We start from the raw sequence: 25,392 nt of genomic DNA on the forward strand, positions 1-25,392 counted from the left end.
ATTTTCTATGCCTTGGGTTGTGCAGCGGTTCAATAACCCCTTGGCTTGTGAGGTCGATCCTAGGGGGTTACATTAAATAACTCAAATTCATATTTTTTATGCTTTGGATAACCAACTGGAATACCACAATGGATCTGGCCAACCTCAACGCTTTTATCGCGATTGCCGAGACCGGCAGCTTCTCCGGCGCTGGCGAGCGGCTGCACCTGACCCAACCGGCGATCAGCAAGCGAATTGCCGGGCTGGAACAGCAACTGAAGGTGCGATTGTTTGATCGCCTGGGTCGTGAAGTCGGCCTGACCGAGGCCGGTCGCGCCCTGCTGCCCCGGGCCTATCAGATTCTCAACGTGCTGGACGACACCCGCCGCGCCCTGACTAACCTCACCGGCGAAGTCAGCGGCCGCCTGACCCTGGCCACCAGTCACCACATCGGCCTGCACCGCTTGCCGCCCTTATTAAGGGAATTCACCCGGCGTTACCCACAAGTGGCGCTGGATATTCAGTTCCTCGATTCGGAAGTGGCCTACGAAGAAATCCTCCATGGCCGTGCGGAACTGGCAGTCATCACGCTTGCCCCCGAGCCCCACGCGTTGGTCAAGGCGACGCCGGTGTGGGACGACCCGCTGGATTTCGTGGTGGCCCCGGAGCATTCGTTGATCAGCAACGGCCCGGTCACCCTCGCGGACATCGCCCTGCACCCGGCGGTGTTCCCCGGCGGCAACACGTTTACTCATCACATCGTGCAGCGCCTGTTCGAGGCCCAGGGCCTGACGCCGAACATCGCCATGAGCACAAATTATCTGGAAACGATCAAGATGATGGTCTCGATCGGCCTGGCCTGGAGCGTTTTGCCACGCACCATGCTTGATGAACAGGTGGCGCGCATACCTTTGCCGGGCATACAACTCACTCGCGAGCTAGGCTATATCCTGCACACGGAAAGGACGCTTTCGAATGCGGCACGCGCCTTTATGGCCCTGCTGGATGCACAAATTGATCTGCCAGGGACCCACGGCTAACTTGTGCTACTCCTATAGAGCTGCAAAACCCCGTGCCTAACGCCCCATTCAGCCCAAGGCCTGCTGCCAATGCCCAAATCTGTTGACCGTATTCCGCCGATGCCGCGTATTCAGGCCATTGACCCGCAGCGGTCCGAGCAGAGCTGGGAAAGCGCGCCGCAGTTACTGGCCGCGCTCAACGGTGCGCGCCTGGGCGCCTGGTATTGGGACATCGAACGCGGGCAGATCAGTTGGTCCCGGGGCACCCAGGCGCTGTTCGGCTTCGATCCCAAGCAACCTTTGCCGGCGGATCTGGAATACCTCGACCTGCTGCCCCCGGAAGACCGGGCGAAAACCATCCGCGCATTTCATCAGGTGATTGCCGGCGCGCCGCTGGAACAGGCGATGCACCACCGCATCCGCTGGCCCGACGGCAGCCTGCACTGGCTGGAGATCAACGGCAGCCTGTTGCCGGACAAACACGGTCGGCCGCGGATGATCGGGGTGATCCGGGAAATCACCCACCAGCGCCAACGCGAACAAGCCCTGAGCAGCTCCGAAAAGCGTTTCGCCACGCTGTTCCACCTGTGCCCGAACATGGTGTTGCTGACCCGCCAGGAAGATGGCCTGATCAGCGAGGCCAATCAATATTTCGAAAGCCTGTTCGGCTGGCCGGTGCAAAGCGTGATTGGCCGTACCACCCTGGAACTGGGCCTGTGGGTACATCCCGAGCAACGGGCGGTGCTGGTCAAGGCGACCAAGGCCAAGGGCGAACTGATCAGCATGGAAGTGCAGTTTCGCGCCAGCAATGGCCAGGTTCACGACGGCATCCTCAGCGCGCAAAAGGTCGAGCTCGAAGGCCAACCGTACTTGCTGAGCACCTTCCTCGACACCACCGAACGCAAAGCCGCCGAACATGCGCTCAAGGACAGCCAGGAACGCCTCGACCTGGCCCTGGATTCGGCACAACTCGGCACATGGGACTGGCACATTCCCAGCGGCATGCTCTACGGCTCGGCGCGGGCGGCGCAGTTGCACGGCATGGAGCCCAAGCCGTTTCACGAAGCCTTCGATGAATTTTTCGAAGGCGTGCCCGGCGAGGAACGGGACAGCATGCGCAACGCCTACCGCAGCCTGCGCGAAGGCCCGGCCGGCAATTATCAGTTGACGTATCGCGTGCAATTGCCCGACGGCAGTTCGCGCTTCCTGGAAAGCCGCGCCCGACTCTATCGCGATGAAAACGGTGTTCCGCTGCGGATGGCCGGCACCTTGCTGGACATCACCGATCAGGTCGAGCGCGAGCAGCTATTGGTGGCCTCGGAGGAGAAATTCGCCACGCTGTTCCAGGTCAGCCCGGACCCGATCTGCGTCACGCGCCAGGATAGCGGCCAGTTCATCGAGATCAACTCCAGCTTCACCCAGATTTTCGGCTGGACCGCCGCCGACGTGATTGGCCGCAGCGCCGATGAAATCGGCCTGTGGGACGCGTCGGCAAAGAGCTTGCAACGCATTGAACAGGTGATCCGCGAACAGGGCCTGAACAACGTGGCGATCATCGTCCAGCACAAGGACGGGCAATCCCTGACCTGCGTAATTTCCAGCCGCCAGATCAGCGTCGGCGAGCAGCCCTGCATCGTCACCACCCTGCGCGACATCACCCAGCAACAACGCTCGGAAGCGGCGCTCAAGGCCAGCGAAGAGAAATTCGCCAAGGCGTTCCACTCCAGCCCCGACGCCATCACCATCACCGAGCGCGACACCGGGCGTTATCTGGAGGTCAACGACGGTTTCTGCCGCCTGACCGGTTACCGCGCCGATGAAGTGGTGGGCAAGACCGTGTATCAGGTCGGCATCTGGGCTGAAGAGAAACAGCGCTCATCGCTGCTGGCGGAGCTGCAAATCAAGGGCCGTGTGCACCACCAGGAAATGCTCGGGCGCAACAAACGCGGGGATCTGCTCACCGTCGAAGTCTCGGTGGAACCGATCACCCTCAACGAGACCGCATGCCTGCTGCTGACTGCCCGGGATGTCAGCCTGTTGAAGAACGCCGAGGCGCAAATCCGGCATCTGGCCTACCACGACCCGCTGACCAACCTGCCCAACCGCGCACTGCTGATGGATCGCCTGAGCCAGCAGATCGCCCTGCTCAAACGCCACAACCTGCGTGGCGCCTTGATGTTCCTCGACCTAGACCACTTCAAGCACATCAACGACTCCCTCGGGCACCCGGTGGGCGACACGGTGCTGAAGATCATCACTGCGCGACTCGAAGCCAGTGTGCGGATGGAAGACACCGTGGCGCGGCTCGGCGGTGACGAGTTCGTGGTGCTGCTCAGCGGCCTGGAAGGTTCGCGCAGCGAGGTCAGCGAGCAGGTGCGGGACCTGGCAGACACCCTGCGCGAATTGCTCTCGGAACCGATGTTCCTCGACGGCCAGCGCCTGCAAGTCACGCCGAGCATTGGCATCGCGCTGATTCCCGATCACGGCTCGACCCCGACCGATTTGCTCAAGCGTGCAGACATCGCCCTGTACCGCGCCAAGGATTCGGGGCGCAACACCACGCAGATGTACCACAACACCATGCAGAAGGCCGCCAGCGAACGGTTGCGCATGGAAACCGACCTGCGCCTGGCCCTGTCCCGGGGCGAATTCAGTGTGCATTACCAACCGCAAGTCGATGCCCAGGACAACCGCATCATCGGCGCCGAAGCCCTGGTGCGCTGGAACCACCCGGAACTCGGTGCGCAATCGCCCACCGAGTTCATCAAGGTGCTGGAAGACAGCGGGCTGATTCTGGAGGTCGGGACCTGGATCCTCGACGAAGCCTGCGCGGCCTTCAAGCACCTGATCGCCAAACAACTGATCGACCCGCTCAACTTCAGCTTGTGCGTGAACATCAGCCCGCGACAATTCCGGCAGAACGACTTTGTCGAACGCATCGAGCGCAGCCTCAGCAGCCATGGCCTGCCCTGCTCGCTGTTGAAACTGGAAATCACCGAAGGCATCGTCATCCAGAACCTGGAAGACACCATCAATAAAATGCGCCGCCTGAAAAAACTCGGCGTGAGCTTTGCCATGGACGACTTCGGCACCGGTTATTCATCGCTGACCTACCTCAAGCGCCTGCCGGTGGACACGCTGAAAATCGACCAGTCCTTCATCCGCGACGCGACCACCGACCCCAACGACGCGGAAATCATCCGCGCCATCGTCGCCATGGCCCGCAGCCTGGCACTGGAAGTGATTGCCGAAGGGGTGGAGACGCCGGATCAACTGGAATTTCTGCAGGGATTGGGTTGCCATTTGTATCAAGGCTACCTGCACAGCCGGCCATTGCCGGTGGAGGCGTTTCAGACGTTGCTCAAATAAATCCCGGGAATTGCCAGTTTTTCTCTCAGCCTGTAGGGTCGCGTTTTTTGCGCCGCCTCAAAGAGATCAACCATGCAGGATGCAACCCTCCCCCGCCCGGCCTTGCTGGGTATCGACCTTGGGACCACCAACAGCCTGATCGCCGTCTGGCAGGACGGTCGGGCCCAGTTGATTCCCAACGCCCTCGGCGATGTCCTCACCCCGTCCGTGGTCAGCCTCGATGAAGACGACAGCATTCTGGTGGGCAAGGCTGCCCGCGCGCGCCTGACCACCCACCCGGAACGTACGGTGGCGGCGTTCAAGCGTTTCATGGGCAGCGACAAGCAATTTGAACTGGGCGGGCGCCCGTTCAGCCCGGAAGAACTGTCGGCGCTGGTGATCGGTTCGCTCAAGCAAGACGCCGAAGCCTGGCTCGGCCACCCGGTGCGCGAGGCGGTGATTTCGGTACCGGCGTATTTCAGCGACGAGCAACGCAAGCGCACGCTGTTTGCCGCCGAATTGGCCGGCCTGACAGTGTCGCGGCTGATCAACGAACCGACTGCCGCCGCCATGGCGTACGGGCTGCATGAGCAGAAGTTCGAGCGCACGCTGATTTTCGACCTGGGCGGCGGCACCTTCGACGTCACGGTGCTGGAATACGCCCTGCCGTTGATCGAGGTACATGCCTCCACCGGCGACAACTTCCTCGGTGGCGAAGACTTCACGGCGGCGTTGTTGCAGGCCTGCCTGAAAGACTGGCAACTCACCCCGTCCATGCTCGATGGCCAAGGCCTGGCCAGCCTCGGCGATGCCCTGGAACAACTCAAATGCAATCTCAACGAAGGCACTCAGCACCTGAGCTGGAACGGCGCTGGCGCATTGCGCGAATGGTCGCTGGATGAAGCCGGGGCGTTGAAAATCTGGGAGCCACTGCTGGCCCGGTTACGCGCGCCCATCGAGCAAGCGCTGCGCGATGCGCGGCTCAAGCCCCGGGACCTCGACAGCCTGGTGATGGTCGGCGGCGCCACGCGGATGCCGGCCGTGCAGCAAATGGTCGCCACGCTGTTCGGGCGCCTGCCCTATCGTCATCTCGACCCGGACACGATTGTCGCGCTGGGCGCCGCCACCCAGGCCGCGTGCAAGGCTCGCGACAGCGCCATCGAAGAACTGATCCTGACCGACGTCTGCCCCTACACCCTGGGCATCTCGACCAATCGCGGTGAAGACGTCAGCGGCGCTTTCTCGCCGATCATCGAGCGCAATACGGTGATCCCGACGTCCAGGGTCAAGCGTTTCTACACGACTCATCCCCAGCAAACCCAGATCCGCATTGAGGTCTATCAGGGCGAGCGGCCGTGGGTGCGGGACAATATTTACATCGATGCCTTCGACGTCGCGCTGACACCCAGCGAGCAGACCCAGGCCCTGGATGTGCGCTTCAGCTACGACATCAACGGCTTGCTCGAAGTCGACGTCACGCTGCTGGCCAGCGGCGAACGCCACAGCCACAGCATCGACCGCAGCCCCACCGGCCTCGACCCGCAGTCGCGGCAAAACAGCCATGAACGGCTCAGCGCCCTGAAAATCCACCCGCGCGACGCCCTGCCCAACCGCACGTTGCTGGCACGCCTGGAGCGGGCCTGGGCGCAAAGCCTGGGGGACGAGCGCGAGCAAATTGCCGATTGGCTGGATACCTTTACCGCCGTGCTCGGTGGCCAGCAATCGGTGCAGATTGCCAGCCATCGTTCACAGCTCAATAAAGCCCTGGATGAACTGCGCCTTTAGTTGTTAAGCCGCCGCAAAGCCATCTGCAAACCGCCGGACAAGGTGTCTGCACCGCCGCTGTCCGGCGGCACGCCGTAGCGGTTGGGCAGTTTGTCGCCGGGAAAGCCGAACAACAGCAACGGCATAAACGGCAGCACCGGCGACAGGCAGCCAAAAATCAGCAGTGTGGGGATCCCGCGCCCCATGTCATGCAGTCGACGCAGGATCGCGCCGAGCAACAACGCGGCGCCCAGCAGCAACACGCCAAAACCAGAGAGCGCCGTGCCGCTCATCAACGCCAGGTACGGGGTGATCAGCACACACCCCAGCACTTGCCAGATAAACGCCTTGCGCCCCAGTCGAGAACCGAGGCGCCAGAACGCCGTGGCCGGCACGGGGCGAGTGTCGCTGTGGGCCAGTAGCACGCGTTCGGTCCAGGACAACAGGGCCGTGAGCGCCAGGCGCAGGCCCACGCTGTTCTCGGTGTTGTCCTTGCCGTACTGCAGGATTGTCAGCACCTTGGTCCGCGGCACGCCCGCCGCGCCATAACGGACCAGGCTTTTCAGCGTATCGAGGAGTGAATAAACCACCAGTTTCTCGACACCGAAATCCTCCAACACTTTCTCAGGCGGCCACACCGGCTCGCCCTTGATCAAGCCATTGCGGAACCCTTCGAACCAGTCATCTTCGCAACTGACGGCAGCGATGGATTGCAACAGCGCGCGGTGCTGCTCGGCGTTCAGGCTCGGATCCTGGTACAGCACGCCCCAGAGCAGCATCAGGCCCAACACCTCTTCGCCGCAGGCATCAGGATCACTTTCGATGCAGGTGTAGAGTTGCGCATTACCCGGCAGCGTCGCGCTGTCGAGGGCCTGTTGCACATTGAACAGCTTCTGCACGAGCAAGCCATGCACCGGATCGCTGGCTTGCAACCAGCCCAGCAAACCGCTGCAACCGCCTTGCTCACGTTGCAAACGCCGTAGCAGCGGTTGGAGCCGACTCAGGGGATGCGCCGGGTTGACGTCGAGCCGCTCCAGACAGCTTGAATCGATCAACGCCAGCCAACGTTCCGGCTGATCGAGCAACGCCAGCAGGAACATGGTTTGCGCGTGCCATTGCCACACCGCCTCGCCTTGGCCAATCGGCGGCAATAGCATTTCGCGCTGTTCCAACTGGGCCAGCAGGCTCACACCGCGCAGGTCCACGTCCGCTTGCGCGTCTTGCAGATCAAATGCCTGATCGATCCGCACCAGAGCGGACGTATCGTAAGGCCGCAGCCTGCACAGCCAGAGGCGGCAAATGTCGTGCGGTTCGTCCTTTTTCAATTCTTCGGCCAATTGCGGCTGAACCGAACGGCTGCCGAGGAAGGCCTTCATCGCCAACGGGATGGGCGCCTGATTCAGCCAGCACAGTTGCTGTTCGGCCTGATACTTGAACCCGCTCAACACCAGGCTTTCGAGGGCGTCGAGCGGCTGCGGTTCATCGAGTATCTGTTGCAGCAACCCCACATCGCCACGGTGCAACGCCCAGGCATGCCGGTACAGCTGTTGCAGACGGGAATCCGCAGCATCGCCCAGCAGCAAGGCCAGCAGCGGCAGTTCATCCCCGGTCATCCGCCAATCGACAAAAGCGGCCGTAAAGCCTTGCAGGTCGAGTTGCCCGACCCCAAGCCAGCGCGCCAGCGTCTCGGGACGTTGTGAAGGGCTGCCATAGGTTTGGCTGACATCGGCGAGGTCAACAGGCCAGTCGCGGAAATGCTCCAGACGGTCAAAAGCCTGGATCAGCAGTGCCACAAAGTCCGGCTGACGCTTGGCGCACAGCTCCAGCAAACGGCTTTCGGCCTTGGGGTGGCGATGTTCCTGCCAGAGCCGGATCCAGCCAGGCAACGCCTGATCTTCCAGGCCCGCCAAGCTGTTCTGGCACGCCAATAAATACAGCCAGTCGGCATCGTCCGGGGCTTGTGCCTGCTGTTCGACGCACCATTGCCGCAGACCGGGACCGCCGATACCCGCCTGAGTGAACTGCACCAGCAGGCGCTGGATAAATGTGTCATCGGCCGGCAGCGGCAAACAGGTGTGGTGGCTGGCAAAGTCTACGAACTCACGCAGAGGACGATGCTGGAAGATGTAGTCGAGGCTGCGGGCATACCAGAGGGTTTCCAGCTGCGCAGGCTCGGGCCAATCGTCCATCAGCGTCGTGTCGAACGGGTCCGGGCCCTTGATGCGTTGCAGGAACGCTTCGACTTCTTTCGCCTGGTCGAACTCCAGCTCCATCAACTGCTGCTCCCAAGCCAGCCGTTGCGCCAACAGATTCGCGCAGCGGTAGGACAGCGGACCGGCGTTGGCCAATGGATGGAACAGACCCCAACTGAGGTCATCGAGGGCGTCCAGCGGCAATAGATCCAAAGCTTTGACGAAGGCTTGCCAGGCCTGCGGATTGAAACGCCGCGCCGGGTCTTCGAGCAGCGCGTAGAAATCCACGATGGTTTGCGGCATCTCAGGGGCGCCAGCCTCCTCTTCCGTTTCGTCCTCTTCCTGCCGGGCGAAACGGTTGGCGCTTTCATAGGCTTCACGCAATGCCTGGAAGCCTTCGGGATCACTTTCCGGGTGATGCTGCGGCAGACGCGCGCGGTAGGCATCCCGGATCAGTGCCTGGTCTTTGGTGGGCTCTATGCCCAGACGAATCCAGCAACTCATGACCAGTCGAACTCCCCTAAGGATGCCGGGCGCTGCGGCGGATCAAGCTCCAGATGCCAAGGCAAGTCGGCCAGGAAAGCGGGCATGTTCCGGCCCAGGCCGCGAGCGATACGCAGACTGCTCGAAAACTCACCTTGTCGGTCCAGTTCGTAAGCCAGGGTATCGTCGCTGCTGCTCAGGCAGCCCCAGAAGGCGCGACCGGTGAGAAATCCGTTGAAATAGGAATACCAGTCGTCGTAGTGATATTGCGCCCTGACGGCCAGGCGCCAATGCAGCCAGAGACTTTCGGCGAGATCGATCCACTGGTTGCGCACGCCACACCGCAACAGAAACCCCATGCGCCCCAGATCCCACGCCTGGATACCCCCCGAGCCGCAGCCCTCGAAGGTACGGCTGGCAAACTCATGCAAGATGCGCTCGCGGGGTTCCAGGGTCTGGAGCAACGCCTGCCACTCACCGGGCAAACAGCGTTGCCATGAGCGATACGCCTCTTTGAGGCGTGTGGCGTGACCGTCATCGGTCATTCTTTCGAGCATGCCCAACAATTGCGGCCGGTCATCAATGCCCCAGCTGCATTGCAGGTCGATATATTCCGGGCCGGAATAGAACGCGGGCTCGTCGTATCCGGCACGCGGATTGAGGGCGACCATTGGCGCGGAAAGACCGCACAGCCAGCGCTGTTGTAGCTCGTCCATGAAAAAAAGCTCCGGGCCGACCAGGCAGAATGGGAGTCGGCAAACTGGCGCGGATTGTAGAGAAACCGTCGCAAGGCGGCAAAGCCTACAGGGCTGTTTTTTCCCCGGACACAAAAAGGCCCCGACAGGTCGGGGCCTTCATTCAGCGGGTTACAGCCTGTTCAGACGAATGTGTGTCTTCGAATGACTCAGTGCTGCAGCGCTGGTTTTTGCGTCCCGTTGATCGGGATGCGTTTGGCTTTCGCCTCTTCCGGAATGACCCGCAACAGGTCGATGCTCAACAAACCGTTGCTCAGGCCGGCAGCCTTGATTTCGATATGGTCCGCCAGACGGAAAGACAGTTTGAAGGCACGCTGTGCGATGCCTTGGTACAGATAGGTGACGTCTTCGGTCGCGTCACGTTTACCGCCACTGATGGTCAGCACACCTTTTTCCACTTGCAGTTCCAGGTCTTCTTCCTGGAACCCGGCGGCCGCTACAACAATGCGGTATTGGTCATCGCCGTGTTTTTCCACGTTGTAAGGTGGATAGGTGCTGCCTGGCTCGTTGCGCAAGGCGGTTTCGAACAGGTCGTTGAAACGATCGAAACCTACCGAGGAACGGAACAGTGGTGCCATGGAAAATGCCGTCGTCATGATTCAAATCTCCTGAAAACATATCAGCAAGTTTTTTTGTCTCCGCGACCCGGATTCGGCATCGCGTAACCCTTAGATAGGGACCGCTGATTGCATTTCAAGAGACTTTTTGCAGATTTTTTTCAGGCAGCTTCGGCGACTTGCAGACCCAATAAACGGGAGACCTGATCCAGCTCAGTTTCACGCCGCAGCACGGTAAACAGCTCGACCGCTTCCGGATAATTGCGAGTCAGCATTGCCAGCCATTGCTTCAGGCGACCCGGCGATTGGCGCGGCGTCATCTGCGCCTTGGCCTGCAGCCAGAAGTCCTGAATCAACGGCAGCAGCTCGGCCCAGGTCATCTCGACCACTTCTTCACCGGCGCGCGCGGCGGCGATTTGCCGGGCCAGGTCCGGGCGCGACACCAGGCCACGACCAAGCATGATGTCTTCGACACCGCTGATCTCGCGGCAGCGGCGCCAGTCTTCGACACTCCAGATGTCGCCGTTGGCGAATACCGGCACCTTGACCACGTCCTGCACCCGCGGAATCCATTCCCAGTGGGCGGGCGGTTTGTAGCCGTCGGTTTTGGTCCGCGCGTGCACCACGATGTGCGCCGCGCCGCCTTCGGCCAGGGCCGTGGCGCAGACCAGCGCGCCGTCCGGGCTGTCGAAACCGAGGCGCATCTTGGCGGTGACCGGGATATGCGCAGGCACCGCGCGACGCACAGTTTCGACGATCTGGTTGAGCAGCTCAGGTTCTTTGAGCAACACCGCGCCGCCACGGGACTTGTTGACGGTCTTGGCCGGGCAGCCGAAGTTCAGGTCGATGACTTCGGAACCCAACTCGCAGGCCAGCGCAGCGTTTTCCGCCAGGCACACCGGATCGGAACCGAGCAACTGCACGCGCAGCGGTACGCCGGACGCGGTGCGGGCACCGGTCAGAAGCTCAGGGCCAAACTTGTGGTAATAGGCCGGCGTGAGCAGTTGATCGTTGATCCGAATGAATTCGGTCACGCACCAATCGATACCGCCGACGCGGGTCAGCACGTCCCGCAGGATGTTGTCGACCAACCCCTCCATGGGCGCCAAAGCAATTTGCATGGAAAACACACTCAACGAAAAACGTGCGGCAGTTTACTGGTTTCGGCGCGTAGAAGGTATTTCGTCAGACGGGGCGGTGGCGATTGTGATGACGCCTTCGCGGGCAAGCCTTGCTCCTACAGGTTTTGCGGCGTATGCAAACTGGGCGTACGGCACACATCTGTAGGAGCGAGGCTTGCCCGCGAAAAGGCCCGCCCAGACAACCTACGAAGGGATTGGCAACGCCGGGCCATAACCTTCGATAAATTCCGCCGGCATGCGTTTGGGCTTGCCGGTGGACAATTCGATGCAGACGAAGGTGGTCTGGGCGCGCAGCAGCGTGGTGTTGTCGCTGGGGCGCTTGAGCTGGAAGTGGCGGGTCATTTTCAGGCGCTGGTCCCAATCGACGATCCAGGTCGCCAATTGCAACTCATCGCCTTCATAGGCGGCGGCGAGGTAATCGATCTCGTGGCGCACCACGGCCATCGCCCGATCCAGCCGACGGTACTCGACCAGGTCCAGGCCGAGCCGTTGCGAGTGGCGCCAGGCGCAGCGTTCGAGCCAGGTCACGTACACCGCGTTGTTCGCGTGGCCCAGCCCGTCGATGTCCTCGGCGCCGACTTCCAGATCAATGATAAATGGCGTTGCCCGATCCCAGCCCATGCCCCACTCCCGGTCAGATAAATTCGACCGGCGCAGTGTAACGGATGCTCAGGCCGATTGCCGTGCTTGAAGGCTGCGCCCTGACAGCAGTGATAGCACCCCATCAATCACCCGAGGGTCTGCGAGCACACGCTGATGGCCGCCCTCTTCCAGGCGCAGCAGACGGCTGTCGAACCAGGCTTCGTGGATCAGCTGGGACTCTTTGGCTTGCACATAGCAATCGTCTTCGGCGTGGACGATCAGCCCCGGCATATCGAGTTGATAGTGCGCAACATCCAGGGTGGCCGCGCGCATGCCGACGTCTTTCTCGACCTGACGGATGAACGCCGAACGGGCTTTGGGCGGCAGTCGCACATAACGGGCGAACCCACGCAGCACGCCGAGAATCCGCGCCGGCGCAGCAATCGTGACCAGGGTTTCAGTGCGCAATCCCAACTGTACGGCGAGCATGGCACTGGCGCCGCCCATGGAGTGGCCAATGACCGCTTGCAGTGGCGGCAATTCGGCTGCCGCTTCGAGCATGGCCCGGGCGAACAGCACCACATTGGCCTCGCGACCCGGTGAGCGACCGTGGGCCGGGCCATCCAGCGCCACGACGGTGTAACCGGCGTCCACCAGCGCGGTGATCAGGCTGGCGAACTGGGTCGGCCGACCTTCCCAACCGTGCATCAGCAAGACCGTCGGGCCCTGCCCCCAGCGCAACGCCGAGAGGCCGAAGCGCAAGGTGATGCGCTCGGATTTTGCCAGCAGCGGCAACTCCCAGTCACGGGGTGCGAACGTGCGCGGCGTCATGAATGCCAGGCGCATTTTGCTCGCGACCATGTGCGGTGCGACCCAACCCAAGGTGCCATTAACGCCACGAACCCACTTTAACGTGCTCATCGCTCCACTCCCCAGGCCATTTTGCCTTCAGGTCATAGCACCGCTGATTTGGCGGCGCGCAGCAATCGATCGGACAACTCGCCTGGCCCCAACGCCCGGGCCAGGGCCAAACCACCGACCATCAAGGCCATGTCGGCCAAGGCTTTGTCGGTGTCTTCCGGGCTGGCCGCCAACTGCGCGACCATCAGTTCCACATGCTCATTCAACGCCACACGGAATTCTTCCGGCAGACGCCCCAGCTCACCGATCGAAGCCGGGATCGGGCACGCCGAGCCTGAGGAATCACGGTGTTTGCGCGACAGGTAAAACGCCGCCACCAAGGCGCGGCGCTCTTCACCGGTCAACTCGACATCCATGTCGGCAATCAGCTCACGGCGGTGGCCGAGCAGCTGCTTGAACGCTTCCAGCATCATCGCGTCCTTGCTTTCAAAGTGTGCGTAGAAGCCGCCGACCGTCAGACCGGCCGCGCCCATCACTTCGCCCACACTCGGCTCGGCCGGGCCGCGCTGGATCAGCGCTGCACTGGCAGCCTTGAGGATGCGTTCGCGGGTTTGAGCTTTTTTATCGTTCATCGTTGCCTCCGAATATTACGACTAGAATATTATTCGCATAATAAATTTGCGCAAGTCATGGCTGTGACCGCTGGTCTGAAGAACAGTTTTGAAGAAAAAGGAGAATTGGCCAAACGCCAGACAAACAAAAGGGCCATTCAATAATTGAATGACCCTTATAAATCCCGCAGAGCGGGTAATCGTGGCGTCCCCTAGGGGACTCGAACCCCTGTTACCGCCGTGAAAGGGCGGTGTCCTAGGCCACTAGACGAAGGGGACACAAACCCTTCTATACACTGACCAGCGCTGAGCGCTGATCGATTCAAGGCCGGTGTGGCCAGACCTTGAACTGTAAAATTGGTGGAGCTAAACGGGATCGAACCGTTGACCTCTTGCATGCCATGCAAGCGCTCTCCCAGCTGAGCTATAGCCCCGATTTATCGCCTGGCGGCGGAGCAGCATCTTGCGACACTGCTTCTGTAAAACTGGCGTCCCCTAGGGGACTCGAACCCCTGTTACCGCCGTGAAAGGGCGGTGTCCTAGGCCACTAGACGAAGGGGACGCAAACCCTTCTATACAACTGATCAACGCTGAGTGTTGATCGCTTCAAGGCCGGTGTGGCCAGACCTTGAAGTGTAAATTGGTGGAGCTAGACGGGATCGAACCGTCGACCTCTTGCATGCCATGCAAGCGCTCTCCCAGCTGAGCTATAGCCCCTCATCGCTGAGGACGGGGCGAATCTTAATGGCGCATCGGAAGGCTGTCAAACTTATTTTTAAAATATTTCAAAGTTTTTTGCCGACATAACAATCACTTACCGCCCTCCCCCCGAAAAACCGGGGGCTTGGGAAAGAACGCAGGCCCGTAGGAGCTGGCGAAGCCTGCGATCTTTTGGGGAACGCCGAAGTGCGAGATCAAAAGATCGCAGCCTTCGGCAGCTCCTACACGGCATCAAACGCTGTTCAGGCGATATTGCCCAACAGTTTTTCCCACTCCTTGTTTTCCTTCTTCGACACGCCACCGAGCAGGTCGAGGGCCTGGCGCAGACGGAAACGGGTCAGGTCCGGGCCGAGGATTTCCATCGCATCGAGCACCGACACCGAACTGGCCTGGCCAGTGATCGCGGCAAACATCAGCGGCATGGCATCACGCAGCTTCAACTCCAGGGATTCGACCACCGCTTGAATCGTTGCGGTGATGCTGTCCTTCTCCCACTGACGCAGGCTTTCCAGCTTCCACAGGATCAACTGCATCAACTGACGAACCTGATCACCCGAGAGCTTCTTGGATTCGAACAGTTTCGCGTCCGGGTTCACGCCACCGGCGAAGAAGAACCCGGCCAGCGGCGCAACCTGGCTGAAGGTTTCAACCCGGCCCTGCACGTGCGGGGCGATTTTCATCATGTATTCAGGGTTCAGCGCCCAGGTCTGCAAGCGCGAAGCGAACTCTTCCACCGGCAAGTCACGCAGCCACTGGCCGTTGAGCCACGACAGTTTCTCGATATCGAAAATCGGCCCACCGAGGGAGACGCGGCTCAGGTCGAAGTTGTCGACCATTTCCTGCAACGAGAACTTCTCGCGCTCGTCCGGCATCGACCAGCCCATGCGGCCCAGGTAGTTGAGCATCGCTTCCGGCATAAAGCCCATGCGCTCGTAGAACGTCACCGAGGTCGGGTTCTTGCGCTTGGACAGCTTGCTCTTGTCCGGGTTACGCAGCAGCGGCATGTAGCACAGCTGCGGTTGTTCCCAGCCGAAGTACTCGTACAGCAGGATCAGTTTCGGCGCCGATGGCAGCCATTCTTCACCGCGCAGGACGTGGGTGATGCCCATCAAATGGTCGTCGACCACGTTGGCCAGGAAGTACGTCGGCAGGCCGTCGGTCTTCATCAACACTTGCATGTCCATGCGATCCCACGGGATCTCGACATCGCCACGCAGCATGTCCGGCACCACGCACACGCCTTCGCTCGGCACTTTCATGCGGATCACGTGGGGTTCGCCAGCGGCCAGGCGACGGGCCACTTCTTCCTTGGACAGCAACAGCGCACGGCCGTCGTAGCGTGGGGTTTCGCCGCGAGCCATTTGCTCGGCGCGCATCTGGTCCAGCTCTTCGGCGGTGCAGAAGCACGGGAAGGCATGACCCATTTCAACCAGTTGCTGGCAGTACTTCTGATAGATGTCGCCGCGCTCGCTCTGACGGTAAGGACCGTGCGGGCCGCCGACGTCCGGGCCTTCGCTCCAGTCGATGCCCAACCAGCGCAGGGCGTCGAAAATCTGCTGTTCGGACTCGCGGGTCGAACGCAATTGATCGGTGTCTTCGATCCGCAGGATGAACTCACCGCCGTGCTGCTTGGCAAAGCAGTAGTTGAACAATGCGATGTAAGCGGTACCTACGTGGGGGTCCCCGGTAGGCGATGGCGCGATGCGCGTGCGGACGGTGGTCATGGCAAGTCTCGAATGAAGATAAAACAAAGGGCGAATGGTAACAGGCGACACCCGCCCGGCTCCAGTCAGCAGGGCATTTAAGCCAAGGTTGCGTCTACAACGCCCGTATACCGTGGTGAATGGCCGAATATCAGCGGATGGCATTTACCGTTTATCGGCTGTATGCCAGATTCGCCTGCTGATAACTTTCCTTACAATTCTCGACTACAGTCTGCCCCATGCCTGCCCAACTCAAGCGTCGCCTGTTCATTTTCCTGCTGATCGTCCTGCTGATTGCCGGGGGCTTCTTTGCCCATTGGTTTTTCAAGGGGCGCTTTTATGAAAGCACCGACAACGCGTATGTCCAGGGCGAGATCACTCGCGTCTCCAGCCAATTGGGCGCGCGCATCGACGAAGTCCTGGTGCAGGACAACCAGCACGTCGAAAAAGGCCAGTTGCTGGTCAAGCTCGAAGGCGATGACTTCCACCTCGCCGTCGACCGCGCCAACGCCGCCCTCGCCACCCGCGAAGCCGAGCGCCTGCAAGCCCAGAGCAAACTGACCCAGCAAGCCAGCCTGATCGCCGCCAGCGATGCGCAAGTGGTGTCCAGCCAGGCCAGCCTCGGCCGCTCGCAAATCGACCTGTCCCGGGCCGAGGCGCTGCGCAAACCCGGTTACGTTTCGGAGGAACGGGTGACCACCCTCTCTGCCGACAACCACATCGCCCGCTCGCAAGTGACCAAGGCCCAGGCCGATGCGCAAAGTCAGCGCCAGCAAGTCAACGCGTTGAGCGCCGAGATCAAGCGCCTCGACGCGATGATCGCCAACGCCAAGACCGATCTGGCCCAGGCGCAACTGAACCTGACCCGCAGCGAAATCCACGCGCCCATCAGCGGCTTGATCGGCCAGCGCGCCGCGCGCAACGGCCAGTACGTGCAGGCCGGCGCCTACCTGCTGTCGATCGTCCCGGACCAGGACATCTGGATTCAGGCCAATTTCAAGGAAACCCAGATCGGCCACATGCAGCCCGGGCAGAAAGCCGAACTGACGTTTGACGCCTACAGCGACACGCCGATTGAGGCGCGGGTCGACAGCCTGTTCGCCGCCTCCGGGGCGCAGTTCAGCCTGCTGCCGCCGGACAATGCCACGGGCAACTTCACCAAAGTCGTACAACGGATTCCGGTCAAACTGACCTTCGCTGCGGACAATCCGCTGCACGGCAAGATCCGCCCGGGGATGTCGGTCACCGTCAAAGTGAACATCAAAGACGCCCCTGACGATGGCCGGTGATCAACTGCTCCGCCCGGCCGGCGAGCCGACCCGGCGGGACTGGATTGCGGTGATGAGCGTGATGCTCGGCGCCTTCATGGCGGTGCTCGACATCCAGATCACCAACTCTTCGCTCAAGGATATTCAGGGCGCACTGTCGGCGACCCTGGAAGAAGGCTCGTGGATTTCCACCTCGTACCTAGTGGCCGAAATCATCATGATCCCGCTGACCGCATGGCTGGTGCAGCTGCTGTCGGCGCGACGCCTGGCGGTGTGGGTGTCGCTGGGTTTTCTCGGTGCCTCGCTGCTGTGCTCGATGGCCTGGAGCCTGGAGAGCATGATCATCTTCCGCGCCCTGCAGGGCTTCACCGGCGGCGCGCTGATCCCGCTGGCGTTCACCCTGACGCTGATCAAACTCCCGGAACACCACCGCGCCAAAGGCATGGCCATGTTCGCCATGACCGCCACGTTTGCGCCCTCGATCGGCCCGACCATCGGCGGCTGGCTCACGGAGAACTGGGGCTGGGAGTACATTTTCTACATCAACATTCCGCCCGGCCTGATCATGATCGCCGGCCTGATGTATGGCCTGGAGAAGAAAGAAGCCCATTGGGAGCTGCTTAAAAGCACCGACTACACCGGCATCCTCACCCTCGGTGTCGGCCTCGGTTGCTTGCAGGTGTTTCTTGAAGAAGGCCATCGCAAGGACTGGCTGGAATCGAACCTGATCGTAAGCCTGGGCAGCATCGCGCTGTTGAGCCTGATCACCTTTGTGATCGTGCAATTCTCCAAGCCCAACCCGCTGATCAACCTGCGCATCCTCGGCAACCGCAACTTTGGGCTGTCGAGTATTTCCAGCCTGGGCATGGGCGTCGGGTTGTACGGCTCGATCTATCTGTTGCCGCTGTACCTTGCACAAATCCAGAACTACAACGCCCTGCAGATCGGCGAAGTGATCATGTGGATGGGCGTGCCGCAGCTGTTCCTGATTCCACTGGTGCCAAAGCTGATGAAGTTCATCCCGCCGAAATGGCTGTGCACCATTGGTTTCGGGCTGTTTGGCCTGGCGAGTTTTTCCTCGGGGGTGCTGAACCCGGACTTCGCCGGACCGCAATTCAATCAGATCCAGATTATCCGCGCCCTGGGCCAGCCGCTGATCATGGTGACCATCTCGCTGATCGCCACCGCGTACATCCTGCCCCAGGACGCGGGGTCGGCATCGAGCCTGTTCAACATCCTGCGCAACCTCGGCGGCGCGATTGGCATCGCCCTCCTCGCCACGTTACTGGATGCGCGGACCAAGACTTATTTTGATTATTTGCGCGAGTCGATTGTGCCGACCAACCCGCAGGTCGCCGAGCGCATGGCGTCGATGGCGGACCGGTTTGGCAGTGATACGGCGGCGCTGGGCAAGATGAGTGAAATCGTGCATCAGCAGGCCTCGATCATGGCCTACAACGATGCGTTTCACTTTGTCGGGATTGCGCTGGGGATCAGCATGTTGGCGGTGTTGTTGACCAAGGCGTTGCCGGCGGGGTTGAAGGCTGGGGAGGCGCACTAGCTGAATTTCGCGGCGCTCATACGGACGCCTTCGCGGGCAAGCCTCGCTCCTACGGGTTTGCGGTGAACGACACAAATCCTGTAGGAGCGAGGCTTGCCCGCGAAGACGCCCTAACGGGCGCCGCTAATCTCAGACGGTGATCAACCGATCCCGCAATTTGCCAATCTCATCGCGCATCTGCGCCGCGGCTTCAAACTCCAGGTCGCGAGCCAACGCATACATCTTCTCTTCCAGCGCCTTGATGCGCTTGGCGATTTCACCCGGCGAGCGCAATTCGGCTTCGTACTTGGCGCTTTCCTCGGCGGCCTTGGCCATGCCTTTGCGCTTCTTGCTGCGCGAACCCGGCACGGTGGCGCCTTCCATGATGTCGGCGACGTCCTTGAACACACCTTTGGGCGTGATGCCATTGGCCAGGTTGAAAGCGATTTGCTTGTCGCGACGACGATCGGTCTCGCCGATCGCCCGCTCCATGGAACCGGTGATGCGGTCGGCGTACAAAATCGCCCGACCATTGAGGTTGCGCGCTGCTCGGCCAATGGTCTGGATCAGCGAGCGCTCGGAACGCAGGAAGCCTTCCTTGTCCGCATCGAGAATCGCCACCAGCGACACTTCCGGCATGTCCAGGCCTTCACGCAGCAGGTTGATCCCCACCAGCACATCGAAGGTGCCGAGGCGCAGGTCGCGGATGATTTCCACCCGTTCCACGGTGTCGATGTCCGAGTGCAGATAACGCACGCGCACGCCGTGGTCGGCCAGGTAATCGGTCAAGTCTTCGGACATGCGCTTGGTCAGCGTGGTCACCAGCACCCGCTCTTCCAGCGCCACACGTTTGCCGATTTCCGAAAGCAAATCGTCGACCTGGGTCAGCGCCGGACGGATTTCGATTTGCGGGTCCACCAGACCGGTCGGGCGCACCAGTTGCTCGACCACGCGACCGGCGTGTTCGGCCTCGTAGTTACCCGGCGTGGCCGAGACAAAAATCGTTTGCGGGCTGATGTTTTCGAACTCGTCGAAACGCATCGGCCGGTTATCCAGCGCCGACGGCAGGCGGAAACCGTATTCCACCAGGGTTTCTTTACGCGAGCGGTCGCCCTTATACATCGCGCCGACCTGCGGCACGCTGACGTGGGATTCGTCGATCACCAGCAAGGCGTCGGCCGGCAGGTAGTCGAACAAGGTCGGTGGCGCCTGGCCGGATTCACGACCCGACAGGTAGCGCGAGTAGTTTTCGATGCCGTTGCAGTAACCCAGCTCAAGGATCATCTCCAGGTCAAACCGGGTGCGCTGCTCCAGACGCTGGGCTTCCACCAGTTTGTTGTTGGTGCGCAGGTAGTCCAGGCGCTCCTGAAGCTCGACCTTGATCCCTTCGATGGCGCCGAGCAGGGTTTCCCGTGGCGTCACGTAGTGGCTTTTAGGATAGAAGGTGAAGCGCGGCAATTGCCGGGTGACTTCGCCGGTCAACGGGTCGAAGGCGGAAATCTTCTCCACTTCATCGTCGAACAGCTCAATGCGGATCGCTTCGAAATCGGATTCCGCCGGGTGGATATCGATCACATCGCCGCGCACCCGGAAGGTCGCCCGGGCGAAATCCATGTCGTTGCGGGTGTATTGCAGATCGGCGAGTCGGCGCAGTAATGCACGCTGATCGAGCTTGTCGCCGCGATCCACGTGCAAGACCATTTTCAGGTAGGTTTCCGGGCTGCCCAGACCGTAGATGCAGGACACCGTGGTGACGATGATGGCGTCCTTGCGCTCCAGCAGCGCTTTGGTCGCCGAGAGTCGCATCTGTTCGATGTGGTCGTTGATCGACGCATCCTTCTCGATGAAGGTGTCCGACGACGGCACATAGGCTTCGGGCTGGTAGTAATCGTAGTAGGAAACGAAGTATTCGACGGCGTTGTTGGGGAAGAACGCCTTGAACTCGCCGTACAACTGCGCGGCCAGGGTCTTGTTCGGCGCCAGCACCAGGGTCGGGCGCTGCACCTGGGCGATTACGTTGGCGATGCTGAAGGTCTTGCCCGAGCCGGTCACACCGAGCAACGTCTGGTGCGCCAGCCCGGCTTCGATGCCCTCGACCATCAGGCGGATGGCTTCCGGCTGATCGCCGGCGGGCTCGAAGCGGGTGACTAGCTGGAATTCAGACATGAAAAAACCTCTGGGTTCGCGCCTGTACGGTTAAACCGCGCAGCAACGAGAAAGACCGCAAACGACGTACGTCGCCCGAGGAAAAAACTGGATTGTGCTCAATGTGGAGCCGATTGCCCGCGCTTTCAAGGCAAACGTCCTACATCCCTCGAAGTCTTTGACGATGCCAATCGACTAACGGTCGAAAAATAATCGGAAAAACTTACGGTAAAAGCCGAATCGTCTGTCGCCAGCCATCGCAGATGGCCTCTATACTAGCTCCCCGTTTGTGCACCGCTCTAGTGCATTCGGCTGGAGCGCGACACGTCCCTCCACACTCCATTCAGAGCCGCCGCAAAAATGAGCCTGTTCTCCGCTGTCGAAATGGCACCACGCGATCCAATCCTGGGCCTCAACGAAGCATTCAACGCCGATACCCGTACCAACAAGGTCAACCTGGGGGTCGGTGTTTACTGCAACGAGGAGGGGCGAATTCCACTCCTGCGCGCCGTTGTCGAAGCCGAGACGATTCGCGTCGCTCAACACGCTTCCCGTGGCTACTTGCCCATCGACGGTATTGCCGCCTACGACCAGGCCGTGCAAAAACTGCTGTTCGGCAATGACTCGCCGCTGATCGCTTCCGGCCGTGTGCTCACCACTCAAGCCGTTGGCGGTACTGGCGCACTGAAAATCGGTGCCGACTTCCTCAAGCAACTGCTGCCGAACGCTGTCGTGGCGATCAGCGACCCGAGCTGGGAAAACCACCGCGCATTGTTCGAAACCGCCGGTTTCCCGGTGCAGAACTATCGCTACTACGACGCCGTGACCCACGACGTTAACCGCGCCGGCCTGCTCGAAGACCTGAACGCCCTGCCGAACGGCTCGATCGTTGTGCTGCACGCCTGCTGCCACAACCCGACCGGCGTCGACCTGAGCCCGGCGGACTGGAACAACGTGCTGGACGTGGTGAAAGCCAAGGGTCACGTGCCGTTCCTCGACATGGCCTACCAGGGCTTTGGCGACGGTATCGACGAAGACGCAGCGGCTGTGCGTCTGTTCGCGGAGTCGGGCCTGACCTTCTTCGTCTCCAGCTCGTTCTCCAAATCGTTCTCGCTGTACGGCGAGCGCGTGGGCGCCCTGTCGATCGTCAGCGAATCGAAAGAAGAAAGCGCGCGCGTGCTGTCGCAAGTCAAACGCGTGATCCGCACCAACTACTCCAACCCGCCGACCCACGGTGCAAGCATCGTCGCCGCCGTGCTGAACAGCCCGGTCCTGCGCGCCCAGTGGGAAGAGGAATTGGCCGAAATGCGCCTGCGGATTCGCGGCATGCGCGTGCAGATGGTCGAAGCATTGGCCAAGCAAGCGCCACAACGCGACTTCAGCTTTGTCGGCCGCCAGCGCGGCATGTTCTCCTACTCCGGCCTGACGGTTGAGCAAGTCACCCGTCTGCGCAGCGAGTTCGGTATCTACGCCCTGGACACCGGCCGCATCTGCGTGGCTGCACTGAACCAGAGCAACATCGATGCGGTGACCAAGGCCATCGTCGCGGTGATCTGAGTCTCGCGCGGTACGAAAAACGGGAAGCCGATGGGCTTCCCGTTTTTTATTTGTCGCAGATAAGTGTCAAAGCGCTATCTACGCCCTCTAAACTGCACACAATTATGCACTTGTAGGAGCGAGGCTTGCCCGCGAAGGCGTCATCACTGGCGCTAAAAGCTTCGCGGGCAAGCCTCGCTCCTACAGGGTTTAGGCACACCCTGGAATTCTGACGAGAACCCACATGAAAAACGATGACCTACGCGCTGACCGGGACGAGCTGGACCATTTCGTGCCCCGCACCCCGGCCAAACGCGGCAACAACCTGGTGCTGCAAGTGGCGGCCGGTGTGTTTCTCGGCGGCCTGGCCCTGTGGCTGGTGCAACTGGGCGCTACAGTGCTGTATGCCAAGCTGATGCTCGGCACCTTTACCTTCGGCGGTTAAGCCAGTTCGGTCGCGCGCTGGCTGGCGGCGTCGTCATAGGCGACGTAAAGCGACTCGGCGACCTGGCTCTTGATCGCCTTGGCGCTTTCCAGCCCCAGGACGAAACCTTCAGCCTTGCCACCGGCACGGTTCAATTCGTCAGCGGTGCTGGCCTGAGTGATCGCGTCGAACAGTTTCTCGGCGTGAGGGCCGACACCCTTGGGCAAGCTGATCTGGGCGATGCTCATGCGAACACCCCGTTGTTTGGCGATGTGAGTACTGGATGATTCATGGCGCTTACCTTTTCGGCGAATGGCCGGTAGCGCGTGTCACCACTTCCGGGCGGCTATGGTAGACCTCTGCTACGGTTCTGGTAACCGCCAATGAGCGTTAAAACACCGTTGGCGCCATAGAATCCGTCAAGTTAGCAATGGATGCTTGACTTCTCTTTTTGAATCAGTAACATACACGCCATTCCGCGATAGCTCAGTTGGTAGAGCAAGTGACTGTTAATCACTGGGTCCCTGGTTCGAGTCCAGGTCGTGGAGCCAGACAGAAGTACCGAAAAGCCCCTGAATCGAAAGGTTCAGGGGCTTTTTTGTGGGTGGCCATAAAGTCAAAAGATCGCAGCCTTCGGCAGCGCCCACAGGCGCGAGCTGCCGAAGGCTGCGATCTTTTGATCTACAGCCCTTTTAGCGAACGACTAACGTCAAACATGTTCCCCACTTTTCGCATGTGCCGCCCGCGGCTCTGCATGCCCATGCTCCGCCTCGACCACCGGGATCTCCTTGCCGTCGCAGTCATGCAGTTTGCCTTCGCTGAAGTAATCGCCTTCGCGCAATGCCGCCAGGTCCTGGTAGCGCAGGACGCGTTCGGTGCCGGCCGCGAACACCGACTGTTGATCCGAGTTGCCGGTGGTGAAGTGGTTGAAGGTCAGGTTCAGGACGATGGCCATGATCGCCGAGGAGCTGATGCCGGAGTGGAAGATCGTCGCGAACCAGCTCGGGAAGTGGTCGTAGAAGTTCGGTGCGGCGATGGGGATCATGCCGAAGCCGATGGAGGTGGCGACGATGATCAGGTTGACGTTGTTGCGGTAGTCGACCTTGGACAGCGTACGAATGCCGCTGGCCGCCACGGTGCCGAACAGCACGATGCCGGCGCCGCCAAGGACTGACGTCGGCACCGCCGCAATCACCCGGCCCATGAACGGCAGCAGGCCGAGGATCACCAGGAAGATGCCGCCGGTGGCGACCACGAAGCGGCTTTTGATCCCGGTCACCGCCACCAGCCCGACGTTCTGGGCGAAAGCACTTTGGGTGAAGGAACCGAAGATCGGCGCGATCATGCTCGACAGCATGTCAGCCCGCAGGCCATTGCCCAGGCGTTTGGAATCGACCTTGGTGCCAATGATTTCGCCCACCGCCAGGATGTCCGCCGAGGTCTCCACCAGGGTCACCATGATCACGATGCACATGGACAGGATCGCAGCGAAGTGGAAGGTCGGCATGCCGAAGTGGAACGGGGTCGGGAAGCCGAACATCGGGCCTTGGGTCACGGAGGAGAAGTCCGCCATGCCGAGGAACACCGCGATCACTGTGCCGATGACCATGGCCAGCAGGATCGACAGGCGGGAAATGGTCGCGCTGCCAATCTTGCTCAGCAGTAGCACCAGCACCAGGGTCACGGCCGCCAGACCGATATTGGCCATGCTGCCGAAGTCCGGGGCATGGCTGTTGCCGCCCATGGCCCAGCGCGCAGCCACTGGCATCAGCGTCAGGCCGATGGTGGTGATGACGATGCCGGTGACCAGCGGCGGGAAGAATTTGGTGATTCGCGAAAACACCGGGGTGATCAGCAACCCGATCAACGACGCGGCAATCACCGCCCCCAGGATCGACTGGAAGCCACCCTCCCCGCCGCTGCTGACAATCGCCACCATGGTCGCGACGCCGGAAAACGACACGCCCTGCACCAGCGGCAACTGACAACCGAAAAACGGTAACCCGAGGGTCTGCAGCAATGTCGCCAAGCCCCCCGCAAACAATGAAGCAGCAATCAACAAACCGATGTCCGCCGGCGAGAGCCCGGCCGCCTGGCCGATGATCAAGGGCACCGCGACGATGCCGCCGTACATGGTCAGAACGTGTTGCAGGCCGTAAGCCATATTCGCGCCGATCCCGAGATTTTCGTCTTCAGGCCGCTGGTGTGAAACATGGGGCGTTTTCATGGTTGGGGGTTCCCTGGTTTTTGTTATGCGCACACTGTATGCAAGACTCAGGACAAATGTCTATAGAGTTGTATACAACTGATCGGTCAGATTATGGACATCTGTTCATCCAGACCGTCGCACTGCGCATCCCATCCCTCTAAAACCTTGCAATACATCCATCCCGGCCCTCCTCCTTTCTCCCGCTAATCTTTTTCGTTCATGGCGACCGCCGGCACGGAGGCCCTCTTTTTTATACATATAAAGTATGCATAATGAAGCCATTCGAAATTCAGTACGACAAAGCAAAAAATGCAGCCAACAAACTCAAGCACCGAGGCATCAGCCTTGCAGAAACCGAGCCAGTGTTCGACGACGAGCGCGCCTTGACCCTACAAGACCGCGATCATGACGAGCAGCGCTGGATTATCGTGGGGCAGGACGCCAAGGGTCGTGTTCTGGTGGTGGCCTACACCTGGCGCGATCCGAATGTCGTTCGAATCATTTCGGCGCGCGCCGCGACCAAAAACGAGCGTCGCCAATACAAGGAGGCATGA

Annotated in this window: 19 protein-coding genes and 5 tRNA genes; 9 read left to right on the forward strand and 15 right to left on the reverse strand. The window is 60.8% G+C overall.

All coding sequences use genetic code 11. The annotated features are described in order from the left end of the window. Window positions 1–128: 128 nt before the first annotated feature. The 3 genes from FQ192_RS12665 (at window position 129) to FQ192_RS12675 (ending at window position 6,131) form a co-directional block, all read left to right on the forward strand. Window positions 129–1,019, forward strand: coding sequence for a LysR family transcriptional regulator (locus tag FQ192_RS12665; RefSeq protein ID WP_149658900.1), 891 nt, complete (start codon window positions 129–131; stop codon window positions 1,017–1,019). Window positions 1,020–1,088: 69 nt separating this feature from the next. Continuing rightward, complete coding sequence (locus FQ192_RS12670; RefSeq protein WP_149658901.1) at window positions 1,089–4,367, forward strand: PAS domain S-box protein; 3,279 nt, start codon at window positions 1,089–1,091, stop codon at window positions 4,365–4,367. A 72-nt stretch (window positions 4,368–4,439) separates the two neighbouring features. Further along, window positions 4,440–6,131 (forward strand): molecular chaperone HscC, encoded by a 1,692-nt coding sequence (locus tag FQ192_RS12675; RefSeq protein WP_149658902.1) that lies wholly within the window; start codon window positions 4,440–4,442, stop codon window positions 6,129–6,131. Here FQ192_RS12675 and FQ192_RS12680 read toward each other — a convergent pair. The 12 genes from FQ192_RS12680 to gltX all read right to left on the reverse strand — a co-directional run bounded on the left by FQ192_RS12680 (window position 6,128) and on the right by gltX (window position 15,737). Then, window positions 6,128–8,806, reverse strand: coding sequence for a DUF805 domain-containing protein (locus FQ192_RS12680; protein ID WP_149658903.1), 2,679 nt, complete (start codon window positions 8,804–8,806; stop codon window positions 6,128–6,130). The genes FQ192_RS12675 and FQ192_RS12680 overlap by 4 nt on opposite strands. Continuing rightward, a complete protein-coding gene (locus FQ192_RS12685) occupies window positions 8,803–9,501 on the reverse strand; it encodes a DUF1266 domain-containing protein (protein WP_149658904.1) in 699 nt (232 codons plus the stop codon). The genes FQ192_RS12680 and FQ192_RS12685 overlap by 4 nt, the downstream gene beginning before the upstream one ends. 188 nt (window positions 9,502–9,689) lie before the next feature. Then, window positions 9,690–10,136 (reverse strand): Hsp20 family protein, encoded by a 447-nt coding sequence (locus FQ192_RS12690; RefSeq protein ID WP_123403565.1) that lies wholly within the window; start codon window positions 10,134–10,136, stop codon window positions 9,690–9,692. Window positions 10,137–10,258: 122 nt separating this feature from the next. Next, window positions 10,259–11,218, reverse strand: coding sequence for a tRNA-dihydrouridine synthase (locus tag FQ192_RS12695; RefSeq protein WP_149658905.1), 960 nt, complete (start codon window positions 11,216–11,218; stop codon window positions 10,259–10,261). A gap of 204 nt (window positions 11,219–11,422) precedes the next feature. After that, entirely contained in the window at window positions 11,423–11,860 is a 438-nt protein-coding gene (locus tag FQ192_RS12700) for a thioesterase family protein (protein WP_149658906.1), read from the reverse strand. 48 nt (window positions 11,861–11,908) lie between these two features. Beyond that, on the reverse strand, window positions 11,909–12,742 hold the full coding sequence (locus FQ192_RS12705; RefSeq protein ID WP_149658907.1) for an alpha/beta fold hydrolase: 834 nt from the start codon (window positions 12,740–12,742) through the stop codon (window positions 11,909–11,911). A 32-nt stretch (window positions 12,743–12,774) separates the two neighbouring features. Then, the gene (locus FQ192_RS12710; RefSeq protein ID WP_149658908.1) at window positions 12,775–13,314 is read right to left on the reverse strand and encodes a TetR/AcrR family transcriptional regulator; all 540 of its coding nucleotides are present in this window, start codon (window positions 13,312–13,314) and stop codon (window positions 12,775–12,777) included. Window positions 13,315–13,496: 182 nt separating this feature from the next. Continuing rightward, window positions 13,497–13,572 (reverse strand) — tRNA-Glu (locus tag FQ192_RS12715). Between the two features lie 79 nt (window positions 13,573–13,651). After that, window positions 13,652–13,727 (reverse strand) — tRNA-Ala (locus FQ192_RS12720). Window positions 13,728–13,779: 52 nt separating this feature from the next. Then, window positions 13,780–13,855: transfer RNA gene (locus FQ192_RS12725), tRNA-Glu, on the reverse strand. A 79-nt stretch (window positions 13,856–13,934) separates the two neighbouring features. Then, a tRNA-Ala gene (locus FQ192_RS12730) sits at window positions 13,935–14,010 on the reverse strand. Between the two features lie 245 nt (window positions 14,011–14,255). Next, on the reverse strand, window positions 14,256–15,737 hold the full coding sequence (gltX, locus tag FQ192_RS12735; protein WP_149658909.1) for a glutamate--tRNA ligase: 1,482 nt from the start codon (window positions 15,735–15,737) through the stop codon (window positions 14,256–14,258). A 218-nt stretch (window positions 15,738–15,955) separates the two neighbouring features. Between gltX and FQ192_RS12740 the strand changes: the two genes are divergently transcribed. Together FQ192_RS12740 and FQ192_RS12745 are read left to right on the forward strand one after the other, a co-directional pair. Then, the gene (locus tag FQ192_RS12740) at window positions 15,956–17,005 is read left to right on the forward strand and encodes an HlyD family secretion protein (RefSeq protein WP_149658910.1); all 1,050 of its coding nucleotides are present in this window, start codon (window positions 15,956–15,958) and stop codon (window positions 17,003–17,005) included. A 49-nt stretch (window positions 17,006–17,054) separates the two neighbouring features. Beyond that, window positions 17,055–18,545 carry an MDR family MFS transporter gene (locus FQ192_RS12745; protein ID WP_178129108.1) on the forward strand — a complete coding sequence of 497 codons (1,491 nt, stop codon included), beginning with the start codon at window positions 17,055–17,057 and terminating at the stop codon, window positions 18,543–18,545. A 129-nt stretch (window positions 18,546–18,674) separates the two neighbouring features. Here the strand turns inward: FQ192_RS12745 and uvrB are convergent, their stop codons facing one another. Then, window positions 18,675–20,690: an excinuclease ABC subunit UvrB gene (uvrB, locus tag FQ192_RS12750; RefSeq protein WP_149658912.1), complete on the reverse strand. Its 2,016-nt coding sequence runs from the start codon at window positions 20,688–20,690 to the stop codon at window positions 18,675–18,677. 339 nt (window positions 20,691–21,029) lie between these two features. Between uvrB and FQ192_RS12755 the strand changes: the two genes are divergently transcribed. Further along, window positions 21,030–22,226 carry an amino acid aminotransferase gene (locus tag FQ192_RS12755; RefSeq protein ID WP_149658913.1) on the forward strand — a complete coding sequence of 399 codons (1,197 nt, stop codon included), beginning with the start codon at window positions 21,030–21,032 and terminating at the stop codon, window positions 22,224–22,226. Window positions 22,227–22,449: 223 nt separating this feature from the next. Beyond that, window positions 22,450–22,650, forward strand: coding sequence for a hypothetical protein (locus tag FQ192_RS12760; protein WP_149658914.1), 201 nt, complete (start codon window positions 22,450–22,452; stop codon window positions 22,648–22,650). On the opposite strand, the gene FQ192_RS12765 is transcribed toward FQ192_RS12760, so the two are convergent. Continuing rightward, the gene (locus FQ192_RS12765) at window positions 22,647–22,877 is read right to left on the reverse strand and encodes a hypothetical protein (protein ID WP_033061947.1); all 231 of its coding nucleotides are present in this window, start codon (window positions 22,875–22,877) and stop codon (window positions 22,647–22,649) included. The two genes, FQ192_RS12760 and FQ192_RS12765, sit on opposite strands and share 4 nt — an antisense overlap. Window positions 22,878–23,104: 227 nt before the next feature. Here FQ192_RS12765 and FQ192_RS12770 point away from each other — a divergent pair. Next, a tRNA-Asn gene (locus FQ192_RS12770) sits at window positions 23,105–23,180 on the forward strand. Window positions 23,181–23,338: 158 nt separating this feature from the next. Here the strand turns inward: FQ192_RS12770 and FQ192_RS12775 are convergent. Further along, window positions 23,339–24,856 (reverse strand): nucleobase:cation symporter-2 family protein, encoded by a 1,518-nt coding sequence (locus FQ192_RS12775; protein WP_149658915.1) that lies wholly within the window; start codon window positions 24,854–24,856, stop codon window positions 23,339–23,341. A gap of 254 nt (window positions 24,857–25,110) precedes the next feature. Here FQ192_RS12775 and FQ192_RS12780 point away from each other — a divergent pair, with 254 nt between their 5' ends. Continuing rightward, complete coding sequence (locus tag FQ192_RS12780; protein WP_149658916.1) at window positions 25,111–25,392, forward strand: BrnT family toxin; 282 nt, start codon at window positions 25,111–25,113, stop codon at window positions 25,390–25,392.

Origin of the sequence: Pseudomonas sp. ANT_J12, from assembly GCF_008370045.1 — a bacterium.
Classification (GTDB): domain Bacteria; phylum Pseudomonadota; class Gammaproteobacteria; order Pseudomonadales; family Pseudomonadaceae; genus Aquipseudomonas.

Bases quoted from the DNA above. Each gene is read 5' to 3' on its own strand.
- FQ192_RS12670 (WP_149658901.1), top strand. From the start codon at position 1,089: ATGCCCAAATCTGTTGACCGTATTCCGCCGATGCCGCGTATTCAGGCC.
- FQ192_RS12775 (WP_149658915.1), bottom strand. From the start codon at position 24,856: ATGAAAACGCCCCATGTTTCACACCAGCGGCCTGAAGACGAAAATCTC.
- FQ192_RS12740 (WP_149658910.1), top strand. From the start codon at position 15,956: ATGCCTGCCCAACTCAAGCGTCGCCTGTTCATTTTCCTGCTGATCGTC.
- FQ192_RS12685 (WP_149658904.1), bottom strand. From the start codon at position 9,501: ATGGACGAGCTACAACAGCGCTGGCTGTGCGGTCTTTCCGCGCCAATG.
- FQ192_RS12700 (WP_149658906.1), bottom strand. From the start codon at position 11,860: ATGGGCTGGGATCGGGCAACGCCATTTATCATTGATCTGGAAGTCGGC.
- FQ192_RS12765 (WP_033061947.1), bottom strand. From the start codon at position 22,877: ATGAGCATCGCCCAGATCAGCTTGCCCAAGGGTGTCGGCCCTCACGCC.
- gltX (WP_149658909.1), bottom strand. From the start codon at position 15,737: ATGACCACCGTCCGCACGCGCATCGCGCCATCGCCTACCGGGGACCCC.
- FQ192_RS12760 (WP_149658914.1), top strand. From the start codon at position 22,450: ATGAAAAACGATGACCTACGCGCTGACCGGGACGAGCTGGACCATTTC.
- FQ192_RS12675 (WP_149658902.1), top strand. From the start codon at position 4,440: ATGCAGGATGCAACCCTCCCCCGCCCGGCCTTGCTGGGTATCGACCTT.
- FQ192_RS12665 (WP_149658900.1), top strand. From the start codon at position 129: ATGGATCTGGCCAACCTCAACGCTTTTATCGCGATTGCCGAGACCGGC.
- FQ192_RS12710 (WP_149658908.1), bottom strand. From the start codon at position 13,314: ATGAACGATAAAAAAGCTCAAACCCGCGAACGCATCCTCAAGGCTGCC.
- FQ192_RS12780 (WP_149658916.1), top strand. From the start codon at position 25,111: ATGAAGCCATTCGAAATTCAGTACGACAAAGCAAAAAATGCAGCCAAC.
- FQ192_RS12705 (WP_149658907.1), bottom strand. From the start codon at position 12,742: ATGAGCACGTTAAAGTGGGTTCGTGGCGTTAATGGCACCTTGGGTTGG.
- uvrB (WP_149658912.1), bottom strand. From the start codon at position 20,690: ATGTCTGAATTCCAGCTAGTCACCCGCTTCGAGCCCGCCGGCGATCAG.
- FQ192_RS12755 (WP_149658913.1), top strand. From the start codon at position 21,030: ATGAGCCTGTTCTCCGCTGTCGAAATGGCACCACGCGATCCAATCCTG.
- FQ192_RS12680 (WP_149658903.1), bottom strand. From the start codon at position 8,806: ATGAGTTGCTGGATTCGTCTGGGCATAGAGCCCACCAAAGACCAGGCA.
- FQ192_RS12695 (WP_149658905.1), bottom strand. From the start codon at position 11,218: ATGCAAATTGCTTTGGCGCCCATGGAGGGGTTGGTCGACAACATCCTG.
- FQ192_RS12690 (WP_123403565.1), bottom strand. From the start codon at position 10,136: ATGACGACGGCATTTTCCATGGCACCACTGTTCCGTTCCTCGGTAGGT.